This window comes from Ectothiorhodospira magna (assembly GCF_900110965.1).
GTDB lineage: Bacteria > Pseudomonadota > Gammaproteobacteria > Ectothiorhodospirales > Ectothiorhodospiraceae > Ectothiorhodospira > Ectothiorhodospira magna.
The window spans coordinates 1-14,870 of the sequence record NZ_FOFO01000003.1 but is presented as its reverse complement, the minus strand read 5'-3'; the positions used below and the strand labels follow the sequence as shown (position 1 = coordinate 14,870).

The window sequence follows — 14,870 nt, the reverse complement described above, 5'->3', positions numbered from 1 at the left end:
GTTCGGCGTGACGCCGTCCGTCAGCGGGTGCGCTGGCAGAGTTCTTCGGGCTTGAAGAAGAAAGCGATTTCCTGGGCGGCGGTGTCGGCGCCATCGGAGCCGTGCACGGCGTTCTCGTCGATGCTGTCGGCGAAATCGGCGCGGATGGTGCCGGGGGCGGCATCCTTGGGATTGGTGGCACCCATCAGTTCACGGTTCTTGGCAACGGCGTCTTCGCCTTCCAGAACCTGCACCATCACCGGACCGCTGATCATGAAGCTCACCAGATCATTGAAGAAGGGGCGCTCCTTGTGCACGGCATAGAAGCCTTCCGCCTGTTCGCGGCTGAGCTGGATCATGCGGGCGGCAACGATGCGCAGGCCGGCCTTCTCGAAGCGGCTGTAGATCTCGCCGATCACGTTCTTGGCGACGGCATCGGGCTTGATGATGGAAATGGTGCGTTCAACAGCCATGGAATGGAACTCCGATATGGGATATGGAAGTGCAAGATTGCAACGCAGGCCGTCATGACCTGCGTCAAGGGAAGAAGATTGCATCGTGATGCAGAGGGGGAATGTTACCTTGCGGGGCGGGTGACAGACAATGACCCGGCACCGAAGGCGGCACGGACAAGCCCGGCTCCGGAAGGAAAAACCGATCGCGGGAGAACGGCAGCCCTAGCCGTCGTACTCCTCCATCCAGGCCAGTTGCACGGCCTCCAGGATGCGCTCGCCGCAACGCTCCGGATCATCCTCGAAATCCGGCAGGGCCATGATCCAGTTGCGCAGGTCGACGAAATTCACCTGGGCCGGATTCACGTCCGGATGGGCCTCCTGCAGGGCCAGGGCGATGTCCAGACTATCGGTCCATTTCAAGCGCATGGGGCAGCCTCCTAGTGATGCTCGGACACCTGATTGATGGTGTAACGGGGAATCTCCACCACCAGATCCCGATCCCCCACGCGGGCCTGACAGGAGAGGCGCGAATCCGGCTCCAGGCCCCAGGCCCGGTCCAGCAGGTCTTCCTCGTCCTCGGTGGCCTCATCGAGGCTGTCCAGTCCCTCCCGCACATAGACATGGCAGGTGGTGCAGGCACAGGACTTCTCGCAGGCATGCTCGATCTCGATGCCGTTGGCCAGGGCGGCATCGCAGATGGAGGTCCCGGACTCCACCTCGACGGCAGCCCCCTCGGGACAGATCTCCTCGTGGGGAAGAAAGATGATTTGCGGCATGTGGTCGTTCACTCCCAGCTGGGTTTATTCGAATTCCTCGACACGATGGCCGGACATGGCCTTGCGGACGCTCTCGTTCATGCGCCGGGCGACGAAGGATTCGCCGGCCTTCTCCACCTCGGCAATGGCCCGGCGGATGGCCTCGTGATCCTCTCCCCGGCGCGCCTCCAGCAATGTGCCACTGGCCGTGCGGATGCCCTCCAGCTCGCTTTGATCCAGCAGATGCCCATCGGCGGCCAGGGCCGATTCCAGGGCTTCCAGGACCCGGTCCGCCTCCACCTGCTGTTCCCGCAGGCGACGGGCCTGCATGTCCTCGGCGGCATGGCTGCGGGAATCGGTGAGCATGGACTCGATCTCGCCGTCGGTGAGACCGTAGGACGGCTTCACCTCGATGCCGGCCTGTACCCCGCTGACCATTTCCCGGGCCGTCACATTGAGCAGGCCATCCGCATCCACCTGGTAGGTCACTCGCACCCGGGCGGCCCCCGCCACCATGGGCGGAATCCCGGACAGGGTGAAACGGGCCAGGGAACGGTTGTGGTCCACCAGATCCCGCTCGCCCTGAACCACATGCAGGGCCATGGCCGTCTGACCATCCTTGAAGGTGGTGAATTCCTGGGCGCGGGCCACGGGGATGGTGGTATTGCGGGGGATCAGATGCTCCACCAGGCCGCCCATGGTCTCGATGCCCAGGGACAGGGGAATCACGTCCAGCAGCAGCATCTCGTCGCCGGGCTTGTTACCGGCCAGGATGTCCGCCTGCAGGGCGGCCCCCACGGCCACCACCTTGTCCGGATCGATGTCCACCCGGGGTTCGCGGCCGAAGAACTCCCCGACCCGCTCCCGCACCCTCGGCACCCGGGTGGAACCGCCCACCATGACCACGTCGGTGATCTCCTCGCGGCTCACCCCGGCATCCCGCATCGCCCGCCGACAGGCGGACAGGGCCTTGCTGATCAGGGGGTCGATGAGACAGTTCATCTGGTGGCAGGTCATGCAGCCGGTCCAGTATTCGGAGTCCGAGCGGGCCACCCGCAGCTGGGCCTCGTCACGATCGGTGAGGGCTTCCTTGACGGCGCAGGCATCCAGGATGAGCTGGCGCATGCGGTGATGCCCCGCGTCCCCCTCGATGCCCGCCTCCTGCATCATCCAGGCGGCGATGGCGCGGTCAAAATCATCCCCTCCCAGGGCACTGTCGCCGCCGGTGGCCAGGACCTCGAACACTCCCTTGTGCAGGCGCAGGATGGAGATATCGAACGTCCCCCCACCCAGATCGAACACGGCGATCAGGCCCTCATGGCCCTGATCCAGACCGTAGGCGATGGCGGCGGCGGTGGGCTCGTTCAACAGACGATACACGTTCAGGCCGGCCAGGCGGGCGGCATCCTTGGTGGCCTGGCGCTGGGCATCGTCGAAATAGGCGGGCACGGTGATCACGGCCCCGTCCAGATCCCCGCCCAGAGAGGCTTCTGCCCGCCCGCGCAGGGCCTTGAGGATCTCGGCGGAGACCTCCACCGGGGTCACCTCCCCGGCCTGGGTACGGATGCGGGGCACGCCGCCCTCGCCCGGCGCGAAATCGTAGGGAACATGCCCGGCCAGGGTCTTGAGATCGCCCACGCCGCGCCCCATCAGGCGCTTGACCGAAGACAGGGTGTTGAGGGGGTCCAGGGCAGCCAGGCGCCGGGCCTCATGCCCCACCAGCACCTGCCCCCCGGCACCGTAATGCACCACCGAAGGCAGCAGGTGAAGGCCGGTCTCGTCGGGCAGGGTTTCGGCCACCCCGTTACGCACGGTCGCCACCAGGGAATTGGTGGTCCCCAGGTCGATCCCCGCCGCGAGACGTCGCTGATGGGGGTCCGGCGACATGCCGGGTTCGGAGATCTGCAATAGCGCCATGGCAAGTTGAATCCGTCTTGATGGTTTCTGGGGGATACCCCGGTTCAGGGCAGGTCGTCTTCCAGACGCTCGCGGATGCGCTCCAACTCCTCACGCAGACGATTGAAGAACCGCAGCTTGAGGACCTGCTCCCGGGCCTGTTCCAGGTCATCGGCGGCCCAGGCGGCCTCGAAGGCCCTGATCAGAGCATCGTGACGACCATCGATGTCCGCCGCCGCCCGATCCAGGGCGGCAAAGGGATCGGCGGCATCCGGCACCGCTTCCAGGGTCTCGCGGAGCGCCATCTGGTCCATGAGAAAGTCGGGATCGGTGGCGGTGGCCCGGTCGTCATCCACCGCCACGCCCCGCAGACCGAGCAGGTAGCGTGCCCGCCGGGTGTCGTCCCGCAAGGTGGCATAGGCCTCGTTCACATGGGACGCTCCCTGCACCGCCAGACGGCGCTGGGCCTCCGGCGCCTTGGCAAAGCGGTCAGGGTGCAGTTCGATCTGCAGGGTGCGATAGGCCCGGGACAGGGCCTCCCGATCAATGGAAAACTGCCTCGGCAGGCCCAGCAGGGCAAAGTAATCCCGCCCAAAATCCAGCAACGGACCGCTGGACGCCCCCGGCTCAGACATTGAAGCTCTCTCCGCAACCGCAGCGGGAGTTCTCGTTGGGGTTCTTGAACCGGAACCCTTCGTTGAGACCCTCTCGGGTGTAATCCAGCTCGGTGCCGTCCAGATAGACCAGGCTGCGGGGGTTGATCACCACCTTCACACCCTTGTCTTCGAAGACGGTATCACCCTCGTCCAGTTCGTCCACGAACTCCATGATGTAAGCCATGCCGGAGCACCCGGTGGTCTTCACCCCCAGGCGCAGGCCGAGGCCCTTGCCCCGCTTTTCCATGAAGTTGCGCACCCGGTCGGCGGCGGTGTCGGTCAATGTGATGGCCATGACGATTGCTCTCCTTCTCAGGCGGTTTCAGCGTCGATCGCGCCGCCGGATTTCTTGCGATAGTCAGCAATGGCGGCCTTGATGGCATCCTCGGCCAATACCGAGCAATGGATCTTCACCGGCGGCAGGGCCAGTTCCTCGGCAATCTCGGTGTTCTTGATGGCCGCGGCTTCCTCCAGGGTCTTGCCCTTGATCCACTCGGTCAGCAGGCTGGAACTGGCGATGGCGGATCCACAGCCGTAGGTCTTGAACCGGGCATCTTCAATAACACCGGCATCGTTGACCTGAATCTGCAGTTTCATCACATCCCCGCAGGCCGGGGCGCCCACCATGCCGGTGCCCACCTGGGGGTCTGCCTTGTCCAGAGAACCCACATTGCGGGGATTTTCATAGTGGTCGATGACTTTGTCGCTGTAGGCCATTTCCGGTTACCTCTCCAGATAAAAATATCTTCACGCCCCACGGGGCGCATTGCGCAGGATTTAATGGGCGACCCACGCCACCGATTTCAGGTCCACACCGTCTTGATACATTTCCCAAAGCGGCGAGAGTTCGCGCAGCTTCTGTACCGCCCCGCGGACCAGAGCAATGGTGCGCTCAATATCCTCCTCGGTGGTATAGCGCCCCAGGGAAAAACGGATGGAACTGTGGGCCAGTTCATCCTCACGACCCAGCGCGCGCAATACATAGGAAGGTTCCAGGCTGGCACTGGTACAGGCGGAGCCGGAGGACACGGCAATATCCTTGAGGGCCATGATCAGGCTCTCGCCCTCGACGAAATTGAAGGAGACATTGAGGCTGCCCGCCACCCGGCGCTCGGCATCGCCGTTGAGATAGACCTCCTCCATGTCCGAAAGACCAGCCCAGAGACGGTCCCGCAACAGGCGCAGACGCTGGTTTTCCTGGGCCATTTCTTCCCGGGCGATACGAAAAGCCTCGCCCATGCCGACGATCTGGTGGGGCGCAAGGGTACCGGAGCGCATGCCCCGCTCATGGCCGCCGCCATGCATCTGGGCCTCGATCCGCACCCTGGGCTTGCGACGCACATAAAGGGCGCCCACGCCCTTGGGGCCGTAGCTCTTGTGGGCGGAGAAGCTCATGAGGTCGACGGGGAGCCTGGCCAGATCAATGTCCACCTTGCCGGTGGACTGGGCCGCATCCACGTGATAGAGGATGCCGCGGGCACGGGTGAGATTGCCGATGGCCTCGATGTCCTGGATCACGCCGATCTCGTTGTTCACGTGCATCACGGACACCAGCACGGTGTCGTCACGCAGGGCGGCCTCCAGCCGGCCCAGGTCGAGCAGGCCATTGGGTTCCGGGTCCAGGTAGGTCACCTCAAAGCCTTCCCGCTCCAACTGGCGACAGGTGTCCAGAACGGCCTTGTGCTCTGTCTTCATGGTGACGATATGGCGGCCCTTTTTCTGATAGAAATGGGCCGCGCCCTTGATGGCCAGGTTATCCGCCTCGGTGGCGCCGCTGGTCCAGACAATCTCCCGGGGATCGGCGCCCACCAGGGCAGCCACCTGCTCGCGGGCTTCCTCCACCGCCTTTTCCGCCTCCCAGCCAAAAGGGTGGGAACGGGAGGCCGGGTTACCGAACAGGCCGTCGATGGTGAGATGGCGGGCCATCTTTTCCGCCACCCGTTCATCCACCGGGGTGGTGGCGGCATAATCCAGATAGATGGGTCGGTTGTTCTCGCTCACGGCTTCACTCCTGGACCTGTTTATTCCACGGACTGGGACGCAAGCCCGGCGCCGGCGCCACTGCGGCTACCGGCAGGCGGGCGTGACATGATGCTGTCCTGACGGGCGGCCACTTCCTGAACACCGTTACGGCGCATGACATCGGCCAGGGTGATGTTGGCCAGAAAATTGTGGATCTGGGCGCTTAGATCGGACCACAGATCATGGGTGAGACAGCGATGGCTGTCCTGACAGTCCACGGTGCCGCCGCAGCGGGTGGTGTCCACTTTCTCGTCCACCGCTGAAATCACATCGGCAATGGCCAGTTCATTCGCCGGCCTGCTCAGAGTATAGCCCCCGCCGGGACCACGGGTGCTGACCACAAGACCACGCTTTCTCAGGCGCGCAAACAGTTGTTCCAGATAAGATAGTGAGATACCCTGTCGGCCTGAGATATCCGCCAGGGAGATCGGCCCTTGATCGTTGTGGATCGCCAGATCCAGCATTGCCGTCACGGCATAGCGCCCCTTCGTTGTCAGTCTCATTGCCTCTCTCCCATAGAATCCGTCCGGGTATGCTACTCATACCCAACCTTTTTAGTCAAGTATTGCCGCGCCCTGGTGACCCGGCCCCCGTCTGCCCCTGAGAGGGCAGACTGGCCAGATCCCCCAGTTCATCGGCCCGGATTTCCTGGATGTGGGAGTCATCCACCTGCGCCCCCATGGCCCTGAGGGCATGGCAGTTCTCGTCCATGCGCTGATCCAGGGTATGCAAATGATCCAGGATGCGGGTGATGGCCGTGGCCACCGGGTCCGGCATGTCCTGGGTGGTACCGTAGGCATCGAACCCCATCTTCAGGGCCATGTCCTCCCTGCGTCGGTCCTCGTCACTTCTGGGCGTGATGATGCGTCCGGGGATGCCCACCACCGTGGCCCCCGGGGGCACGTCCCGCAGCACCACCGCGTTGGAACCGACCCTGGCCCCTTCGCCGATGCGGATGGGACCGAGGATCTTGGCCCCCGCCCCCACCACCACATTGTTCTCCAGGGTGGGATGACGCTTACCCTTGCCCCACGAGGTGCCACCCAGGGTCACGCCGTGGTAGAGGGTGCAGTCATCGCCGATTTCGGCGGTCTCGCCGATCACCACCCCCATACCGTGATCAATGAAAAAACGTCGGCCAATGGTGGCCCCAGGATGAATCTCGATTCCGGTCAACCAGCGCCCCAAAAAAGCCAGATAGCGGGCAATCCAGCACAGACGCAGCCGCCACAGCCCGTGGCTCAAGCGATGCAGCAGCAGGGCATGGAGTCCCGGATAGGTGGTGAGTACCTCGAAGGTATGCCGGGCAGAGGGGTCCCGGTCGAAGACACAGCGAATATCGTCGCGCAGGCGCTGAAACATGAAGAGTCCTGATGGCCGGTCCAGAACACAGGGCCGGCATGGGTCTTTTGGGCCTCATTGTACCCCGATCTTCAGGGCTTGCCAGAATGTTCCGGCGGGCCTTTGGCCGCCTGGGTCAGGATGCCCCGCAAAATGTTCACCTCATTGATGGTGGGATCGGCCTTGGCAAACAGGCGCCGCAACCGCCGCATCAGGTGCCTGGGGTTGTCCGGATCCAGAAACTCCAGCAACAACAGCGTCTCCTCCAGATGGGCATACAGCCGCTCCAGCTCTTCATGACTGGCGGGCAGTTCCCCACCGGTGGGCGCCGGTGCCGATGCGGGCGCATGGGCCAGGGCGGCCATGCGCAGCTCGTAACTGAGCACCTGCACGGCGGCCGCCAGATTCAGGGAGCTGTATTCCGGGTTGGCCGGAATATGGATCAGGGCCTGGCAGCGATCCAGTTCCTCATTGGTCAGCCCGGTCCGCTCTCGCCCGAACAGCACGGCCACCGGCCCCGTCGGGACGGCTTCGAGCAGTCTGGCCGCCGCCTGTCTGGGGTCCAGTTCGGGCCAGCGCAGGGTACGCTGGCGGGCACTGGTACCCAGCACCAGGCGACACCCCGCCAGCGCCTCGTCCAGATCATCCACCACCTGGGCATCGGCCAGCAGGTCATCGGCCCCGGATGCCCGGGCCGTGGCCTCGGCGCTGGGATAATCCTGGGGAGCCACCAGCCGAAGGTCCGACAGGCCCATGTTCTTCATGGCCCGGGCCACCCCGCCCACATTGCCCGGATGGGAGGTATTGACGAGCACGATCCGGACCGGATTCAGTAATTCCATGGGTTCAGTTATCATCTATGGCCACGTATCTTCTTTGATCTCCCCGCGGCCTGCATGGTCGCGGTCCTGTTTCCCAGCCCATCCCGGAAGTCTTCCATGCATCCCTTGCTCAATATCGCCGTCAAGGCGGCCCGCGCCGCGGGACAGGTCATCGTGCGCCATGCGGACCGGCTTGATACCCTCACCGTCCAGGACAAGCAACCCAATGACTTCGTGACCGAAGTGGATCGCATGGCGGAACGGGAGATTATACGCGTGATCCACCGGGCCTACCCCGGTCACGCCATTCTGGCGGAAGAAAGCGGCACCCAGGGCAGCCACGAGGAATTCCAGTGGGTGATCGACCCCCTGGACGGCACCACCAACTACCTCCACGGCATCCCCCAGTACGCGGTCTCCATCGCCCTCAAACAGAAGGGACGCCTGGAACACGGGGTGGTCTACGATCCGGTCAAGGAAGAACTGTTCGCCGCCAGCCGCGGCGCCGGTGCCACCCTCAACAATCGACGCATTCGCGTGACCCAGCCCCGGGACATGACCGGCGTCCTGCTGGGCACCGGCATCCCCTTCCGGGAAGACCAGAACCTGGACTACTACCTGCGCACCCTGAGCGTCCTGCTGCCGGGCACCGCCGGGGTGCGGCGCGCCGGGGCGGCTTCACTGGATCTGGCCTATGTGGCCGCCGGTCGACTGGATGGTTTCTGGGAAATCGGCCTGCACGAGTGGGACATGGCGGCCGGCGTGCTGATGATACAGGAGGCCGGCGGCCTGGTGAGCGACCTCAAGGGCGGTTCTGATTATCTGGCCACCGGCAATGTGGTGGCCGCTGGCCCCAAGGTGTTCAAGGGCATGTTGCAGCGGCTCAATCCGGTGGTGAATCGGGCATGAATCACGACGACCTGCGCCAATGGTCCAAGCGCGCCGCCGACTGGACCCATGAATACCATCACAGCCTGCGGGACCGACCGGTGCGGGCACAGACACAACCCGGCGATATTGCCGCCTGCCTGCCCCAGACCCCGCCGGAACAGCCCGAATCCCTGGAGACCATTTTTGAGGATTTCACCCGGATCGTACCCGAGGGCATGACCCACTGGCAGCATCCCCGCTTCTTTGCCTACTTCCCCGGCAACGCCGCGCCGGCCTCCATGCTGGCGGAACAGCTGGCCAACAGTATGGCCGCCCAGGCCATGCTCTGGCAGACCTCCCCCGCCGCCACGGAAATGGAAACCGTGATGATCCGCTGGCTGCGGGATGCCCTGGGACTGGCCCCCCACTTCACCGGCACCATCCATGATACCGCCACCATCGCCACCCTCTCGGCCATACTCACCATGCGGGAAAAGGCCCTGGCCTGGAAGGGCAACACGGCGGGACTCCCGGCACAGCCCCGTCTGCGTCTCTATGCCTCCACCCAGGTTCACTCGTCCATCGACAAGGGGGTCCGCATCGCCGGCATTGGTCAGGACAATCTGATCAAGATCCCCACCGACGCCCATCACGCCATGGACACCACGGCCCTGGACAGGGCCATCCGGGCCGACCTGGCCGCCGGCCATCGACCGGCCGGCGTCATCCTCTGCGTGGGTGCCACCGGCATCGGCGCCAGTGACCGGCTACAGGAGGCCATCGCAGTGGCCAAGTCCCACGGCCTGCCCACCCACGTGGATGCCGCCTGGGCCGGATCGGCCATGATCTGCCCGGAGTTTCGTCACCTCTGGGCGGGCATCGACGGCGCCGACAGCATCGTCTTCAATCCCCATAAATGGCTCGGCATACAGATGGACTGCTCCATCCAGTTCCTGGCCGATCCCGTCCCCCAGGTCCGCACCCTGGGCCTGCGACCCGATTACCTGGAAACCCTGGGGCAGTCGGAGATCACCAACTATAACGAGTGGACGGTCCCCCTGGGGCGGCGCTTCCGGGCCCTGAAGATCTGGTTCACCCTGCGCGCCCATGGTCTGGAGGGCCTGCGCCGCCGCATCCGTGACCACATTGCCTGGTCGGAAGCGCTGGCCACCGCCATGGCCTCGCTGCCGGACGTGGAGATCATCACCCCCCCGACCCTGTCCCTGTTCAGCTTCGCCCTCAAGGACGGTGACGCCGCCACCGAGGCCCTGCTCACCCGCATCAACGACCATGGCCAGATCTACCTCACCCAGACCCGGCATCAGGACCGGTTTGTCATCCGGGTCCAGGTGGGGCAATTTGACTGCACCCGGGAAGATGTCATGACGGTATACCAGGTGGTCAGGGATCTGCTGTACGGCTGAAGCCCTGGCAGTCAGGTCATAAAATGGCCTGCATCATTGTTTTTATTGAGGGCCGTGGCATAGATTGCCCCTTCGCCCACTGCGTCCGCCCCACCGGGATGCCGCCTCTTCCGTGAGCCCATCATGCCCCATGCCCCTACCCTGTTTCACACCTTCCTCGACAGCCATGAGCGCTTCAATGATCGCCTGGCCTTCATCTACCGGGTGGGCGAGGAGGAATTCCGGGTCACCTACGAAAAATTCTTCGAAGACGTACTGCTGCTGGCACGGGCCTTCAAGGCCAGCAAGGTCCGCCGGGGCGACAAGGTCTTTCTGCTCTCCGACAACCGCTACGCCTGGATCGTCACCGACATGGCCCTGCAGGCCCTGGGCGCGGTGAGCGTACCCAGGGGCTGCGATACACCCGCCGGCGAGATCGAATACATCGTCAACCATTCCGGCGCCGAATTCATCATTGTCGAAACGGACGCCGTCTATGAAGCCCATCAGGAACTACTGAGCAGCCTCAAGCCCCGGGGCCTGTTCGTGATGGTGGGGGCGGAAAAGAACACCTGGTTCCACAAGGTAGTGTCCTATACGGAAATCCTGGCGGACCGCACCATCGAACCCCGGGACATCCAATGGTTCAAGGGGCTGGCGGAGTCCATCCAGCCGGAAGACCTGCTGACCATCATCTACACCTCGGGCACCACCGGCACCCCCAAGGGGGTCATGCTCGATCACAGCAACATCATGCACAACATCCGCACCCTGCCCCCGCTCATTGCCCTCAACGAGACGGACGTCTGGGCGTCGATCCTGCCCTCCTGGCACATCTTCGAACGGACCGCCGAATACATCGGCATCGCCCGCGGCAGCTGCCTGGTCTATTCCTCGATCCGGACCTTTGCCCAGGACCTGGAAACCTACCGGCCCACCCTGGTGGCCACGGTGCCCAGGGTGTGGGAAGCCCTGCACACCCGCATCACCACCGAACTGAAGAAAAAGGACCCGAAAAAGGCCCGGATCTTCAACCTGCTGGTGCGGGTATCCGCCACCTACCGGCGCAATCAGCGCATCCTGAACAATCAGTTGCCGGTGTTCGCCAACCCCCCGCTCCTGCGACAGGCCGGGGACAAGACCCGGGCGGCCCTGAGCAATGTCCTGCTCTTCCTGCCCAACCTGCTGGCACGCAAGAAATTCCGTCTGGTCCAGGAAAAGTTCGGCGGCCGTCTCAAGGCCGCCATCAGCGGCGGCGGCAGCCTGCCGCCCTATCTGGACGAATGGATCGACGCCATCGGCATCCGCATCATCAATGCCTACGGCATGACCGAATGTTCACCCGGGATTGCCGGGCGGGGTCTGCAATGCGACGTATTCGGCACCGTGGGTCCGGCGGTGGGTGAAACGGAACTGCGGATCACCGACGAGGCCAACCGGCCCCTGCCACCGGGCATTGAAGGTGAAATCCAGGTACGGGGCGCCCAGGTCTTCAAGGGCTACTACGACAACGAGGCGGCCAACGCCCAGGCTTTCACTCCCGACGGCTTCCTGCGCACCGGCGACCTGGGGCGCATGACCCTGACCGGAGAACTGGTCATCACCGGCCGGGCCAAGGACATCATCGTCCTCGCCAGCGGCGAGAACGTGGACCCGACCAACATCGAGGCCACTCTGTCCATGTTCCCCTTCGTCAAGGATGCCGTCCTGGTGGGACAGGACAAGAAGGGGCTAGGCGCCCTCATCGTGCCCGACATGGAAAAGCTCAGGGAATTCGTCCAGGAAAAGTACAACCAGATCGTCGGTGAGACCGGCGATGCCCTCAAGGACAAGCACCTTCTGGATCGCCTGCGCGGCGAGATGAACAAACTGCTCCACCCACGCAAGGGCTTCAAGCCCCACGAGAAACTGCACAGCATCTACTTCCTGGACAAGGAGTTCACCCCGGGAGAGGAAATCACCAACACCTTCAAGAAAAAGCGCCACGTGATCGAAAGAAAGTACAGCGAGATCATCAACCGCCAGCTCAAGTGAAACAGGCCTTCCTCGAAGGCTGCCAGCGGGTCGGCCTGTTTGATGCTATTGCAAAGGAGGGAGCCGCGCCATGACCTTTGCCTCCGCATTCACCATCACCAACCGCATGACCTCCGCGAGCTCCACCAAACTGTTGATCTGTTCCAGCGCCTGCTCCGCCTCGGCACCCAGCCGCCTGAGGTGACGCTTGAGCCAACGGGTGATCACCTCGTCCAGCCGGGCCCTCTCCGGGTGTGCCCGGATGCGCGCCGCCAGCCGTTTCACCGCGCCCTGCAGGGCCTCCACGTCCTTCGAAGCCTTCTCCACCTCGAAAATCCCGCTCAGCGGCGTATCCCACTCCGCCAACTCGTCCTCGGTGAAAGCCGATTCGTTCACCAGATAGTAGCGCAGGTGAGGCTGATAGACCCGCAGGAACACCGGCGGTTCCGGCCGGATCATCCGGTAAATGTCCGCCTTCGCCGTCCAGCGCTTCGAGCCGTTGTACAACACCACAGGGAAGATCGGCGGCATCCCCTTGCGGGAAGACCAGAACCTGGACTACTACCTGCGCACCCTGAGCGTCCTGCTGCCGGGCACCGCCGGCGTGCGTCGCGCCGGGGCGGCTTCACTGGATCTGGCCTATGTGGCCGCCGGTCGACTGGATGGTTTCTGGGAAATCGGCCTGCACGAGTGGAGTGGGACATGGCGGCCGGCGTACTGATGGTACAGGAGGCCGGCGGTCTGGTGAGCGACCTCAAGGGCGGCCCCGACTATCTGGCCACCGGCAACGTGGTGGCCGCCGGCCCCAAGGTGTTCAAAGGCATGCTGCAGCGGCTCAATCCGGTAGTGAACCGGGCGTGAAATTGCACGGGTTTATCGGCCGAGAAGCCCGTTCCTCGAATACCCCCCGATCTTCCTGATCCTCGGCCAATGCCATACCAGGACTTCCAAATGGCTCGATGCGCCGCGCTTTGCGCGGCGTGCTATCGCTGTCACTCTCACGCCCGGATTTCATCACCCGAAAAACCGATCCAGCACAGGAAGGATTGATGCTGCGCAGGATAGCGGCATTCGAACTCGCTGTGGATCCGATTGTTATGTTTCTTTGCCTATGCTAGGGTGTGTATATAGAAGATATTAATACACATGGGTGATTTATGAGAACCAACATTGTTATAGATGACAAGCTAATGATGGATGCCCTTAAAGCCTCTGGCCTGAGCACTAAAAGAGAAGTTGTAGAACAAGGGCTTAAGCTTCTGGTGCGACGTAGCCAGCAGCAGGAAATTCGCAAGCTCCGAGGTCGAATCAAGTGGGAAGGCGACCTTGACGAAATGCGAGGCGGCAAATGATATTGGTCGATACCAGTGTCTGGATCGACTACCTTAACGGCACTCAGAGCCGGCACACCGATGCTCTTGACGCTGCTATTGTTGAGGGCGTCGTTGCCATGGGGGATTTGATATTTCTGGAAATTCTTCAGGGAATCCGGGACGACCGGGAATACCGCACGACCAAGCAAAGCCTAATGACGCTGGACCAGCTTGAAATGTTTGGAAAAGACATGCCCGAGAAGTGCGCAGAGAATTACCGAGCACTGCGCAAAAAAGGAATAACTATCCGAAAAACTACGGACGTGATTATTGCGACTTACTGCATTGAGCAGAAGTTGCCCTTGCTTTTCACTGACCGCGATTTCATTCCTTTTGTTGATCATCTCGGCCTGGTCTCAGCGCTGCCGGAAACGTAACGCCTCAATAACCGAGGCTACAACGGAGCGGAGCGTAGTGTAAGCCGTCTGTCGCCGCAGACGCGAAGTTGACTGACAGATCATGAGTGCTCATTTCTTTCTGCCGAAGTTGTAGTGCTGGAAGTTGGGTACAACAATTTCCTTACCGACCGACAGCTTTTCACCACAATAAGGGCAGAACGCAACCTGGATCTGAACGGTTTCTATTGTCTGCCCTTCACACTCAAGATAACTGTCGTTTTCCAAATCTTCCTCTGTGGCGACCCTGTTCAAGTTTAGATAGATATTGCCGTCATCTTCGTCAAACCATACCTCTGCAAGTGAGCAGGGGGAGCATTCATGAATCAAAGCTGGCACCTCATCGCATCCATCCACGGGGGTGTCCATTCCCTCACGAATAGACTCCCGCATACCCGGTACGGAGAGCAGGTAAAGCGTTTCCTGGATTGCAGACCAGTCTTCCTCGGAGACCAGGACAGCCTTGTTCCGCTTACCCATGATGATGATTGGTTGGTGGGATTCGGCGGTCTCGTCAATCAACCGATAAAGGTTGCTCTGCGCGCCTCAGTTGCTGAGATTGCGGTCATGACGCACCTCTTGAGTGTTAAAACTCTCACCAAATGTACGCTTTTGAGTACGCAGGTCAAGATGAACGCCCAGCATAATAACGCCCCACATAAACGGCGCGAGGTACGAGCGTCCGGCGACCGAAGGGAGCGAATTTGATGTGATTGTGTACGCCCGGCATGGGCATGAACTGATGGGGTGAAAGTCCCCTGTAGGAGTACCTGTGATGTCCACACTGTGGACCAACGTAACTACTAGCCGACGGCAAGGGCAGCCCCGTGAGGGTCTGTCTGGAGGAAGCCCGAGCGCAAAAGTGCGAGCCGACGGACAGAAACCGCATAG

The 14,870-nt window shown here is 62.5% G+C and carries 17 protein-coding genes and 2 pseudogenes; 6 read left to right on the top strand and 13 right to left on the bottom strand.

The window, feature by feature from the left end; genetic code table 11:
- Positions 1-20 precede the first annotated feature (20 nt).
- The 11 genes from ndk to trmJ all read right to left on the bottom strand — a co-directional run bounded on the left by ndk (position 21) and on the right by trmJ (position 7,961).
- Entirely contained in the window at positions 21-452 is a 432-nt protein-coding gene (gene ndk / locus BMX62_RS01825; RefSeq protein WP_008933117.1) for a nucleoside-diphosphate kinase, read from the bottom strand.
- Positions 453-656: 204 nt separating this feature from the next.
- Entirely contained in the window at positions 657-854 is a 198-nt protein-coding gene (gene iscX, locus BMX62_RS01820; protein ID WP_090203491.1) for a Fe-S cluster assembly protein IscX, read from the bottom strand.
- A gap of 17 nt (positions 855-871) precedes the next feature.
- Positions 872-1,210 carry an ISC system 2Fe-2S type ferredoxin gene (gene fdx, locus BMX62_RS01815; protein ID WP_040405983.1) on the bottom strand — a complete coding sequence of 113 codons (339 nt, stop codon included), beginning with the start codon at positions 1,208-1,210 and terminating at the stop codon, positions 872-874.
- 24 nt (positions 1,211-1,234) lie between these two features.
- Complete coding sequence (gene hscA / locus BMX62_RS01810; RefSeq protein ID WP_090203168.1) at positions 1,235-3,106, bottom strand: Fe-S protein assembly chaperone HscA; 1,872 nt, start codon at positions 3,104-3,106, stop codon at positions 1,235-1,237.
- A gap of 44 nt (positions 3,107-3,150) precedes the next feature.
- Positions 3,151-3,720, bottom strand: coding sequence for a Fe-S protein assembly co-chaperone HscB (gene hscB / locus BMX62_RS01805; protein ID WP_090203163.1), 570 nt, complete (start codon positions 3,718-3,720; stop codon positions 3,151-3,153).
- Entirely contained in the window at positions 3,713-4,036 is a 324-nt protein-coding gene (gene iscA / locus BMX62_RS01800; RefSeq protein ID WP_090203159.1) for an iron-sulfur cluster assembly protein IscA, read from the bottom strand. Before iscA ends, hscB begins: the two co-directional genes overlap by 8 nt.
- Before the next feature lie 17 nt (positions 4,037-4,053).
- Positions 4,054-4,458: a Fe-S cluster assembly scaffold IscU gene (iscU, locus tag BMX62_RS01795; RefSeq protein WP_090203156.1), complete on the bottom strand. Its 405-nt coding sequence runs from the start codon at positions 4,456-4,458 to the stop codon at positions 4,054-4,056.
- A gap of 60 nt (positions 4,459-4,518) precedes the next feature.
- Positions 4,519-5,742, bottom strand: a complete 1,224-nt coding sequence (locus tag BMX62_RS01790; RefSeq protein ID WP_090203153.1) for an IscS subfamily cysteine desulfurase — start codon at positions 5,740-5,742, stop codon at positions 4,519-4,521.
- 20 nt (positions 5,743-5,762) lie between these two features.
- Complete coding sequence (locus tag BMX62_RS01785) at positions 5,763-6,266, bottom strand: Fe-S cluster assembly transcription factor (RefSeq protein WP_090203150.1); 504 nt, start codon at positions 6,264-6,266, stop codon at positions 5,763-5,765.
- Between the two features lie 55 nt (positions 6,267-6,321).
- Positions 6,322-7,125 carry a serine O-acetyltransferase gene (gene cysE / locus BMX62_RS01780; RefSeq protein WP_090203147.1) on the bottom strand — a complete coding sequence of 268 codons (804 nt, stop codon included), beginning with the start codon at positions 7,123-7,125 and terminating at the stop codon, positions 6,322-6,324.
- A 71-nt stretch (positions 7,126-7,196) separates the two neighbouring features.
- Positions 7,197-7,961, bottom strand: a complete 765-nt coding sequence (gene trmJ, locus BMX62_RS01775; protein WP_420795797.1) for a tRNA (cytosine(32)/uridine(32)-2'-O)-methyltransferase TrmJ — start codon at positions 7,959-7,961, stop codon at positions 7,197-7,199.
- 81 nt (positions 7,962-8,042) lie between these two features.
- On the opposite strand from trmJ, the gene BMX62_RS01770 reads away from it, so the two are divergent.
- The 3 genes from BMX62_RS01770 to BMX62_RS01760 all read left to right on the top strand — a co-directional run bounded on the left by BMX62_RS01770 (position 8,043) and on the right by BMX62_RS01760 (position 12,232).
- Positions 8,043-8,834, top strand: a complete 792-nt coding sequence (locus tag BMX62_RS01770; protein ID WP_090203143.1) for an inositol monophosphatase family protein — start codon at positions 8,043-8,045, stop codon at positions 8,832-8,834.
- Complete coding sequence (locus BMX62_RS01765; protein ID WP_090203140.1) at positions 8,831-10,219, top strand: pyridoxal phosphate-dependent decarboxylase family protein; 1,389 nt, start codon at positions 8,831-8,833, stop codon at positions 10,217-10,219. Before BMX62_RS01770 ends, BMX62_RS01765 begins: the two co-directional genes overlap by 4 nt.
- A 123-nt stretch (positions 10,220-10,342) precedes the next feature.
- Positions 10,343-12,232 carry an AMP-dependent synthetase/ligase gene (locus tag BMX62_RS01760; RefSeq protein ID WP_090203137.1) on the top strand — a complete coding sequence of 630 codons (1,890 nt, stop codon included), beginning with the start codon at positions 10,343-10,345 and terminating at the stop codon, positions 12,230-12,232.
- A gap of 45 nt (positions 12,233-12,277) precedes the next feature.
- On the opposite strand, the gene BMX62_RS01755 is transcribed toward BMX62_RS01760, so the two are convergent.
- On the bottom strand, positions 12,278-12,670 hold the full coding sequence (locus BMX62_RS01755) for a hypothetical protein (RefSeq protein ID WP_090203133.1): 393 nt from the start codon (positions 12,668-12,670) through the stop codon (positions 12,278-12,280).
- Between the two features lie 67 nt (positions 12,671-12,737).
- On the opposite strand from BMX62_RS01755, the pseudogene BMX62_RS01750 reads away from it, so the two are divergent.
- The 3 genes and pseudogenes from BMX62_RS01750 to vapC form a co-directional block, all read left to right on the top strand.
- Positions 12,738-13,072: pseudogene (locus BMX62_RS01750) on the top strand (inositol monophosphatase family protein); the annotation flags it as partial.
- A 296-nt stretch (positions 13,073-13,368) separates the two neighbouring features.
- Complete coding sequence (locus BMX62_RS01745) at positions 13,369-13,563, top strand: type II toxin-antitoxin system VapB family antitoxin (RefSeq protein WP_008933105.1); 195 nt, start codon at positions 13,369-13,371, stop codon at positions 13,561-13,563.
- A complete protein-coding gene (gene vapC, locus BMX62_RS01740; RefSeq protein ID WP_090203130.1) occupies positions 13,560-13,961 on the top strand; it encodes a type II toxin-antitoxin system VapC family toxin in 402 nt (133 codons plus the stop codon). The genes BMX62_RS01745 and vapC overlap by 4 nt, the downstream gene beginning before the upstream one ends.
- A 357-nt stretch (positions 13,962-14,318) precedes the next feature.
- Here the strand turns inward: vapC and BMX62_RS01735 are convergent.
- Positions 14,319-14,548 (bottom strand): annotated as a pseudogene (locus BMX62_RS01735) (type II toxin-antitoxin system Phd/YefM family antitoxin); the annotation flags it as partial.
- Positions 14,549-14,870: the final 322 nt, after the last annotated feature.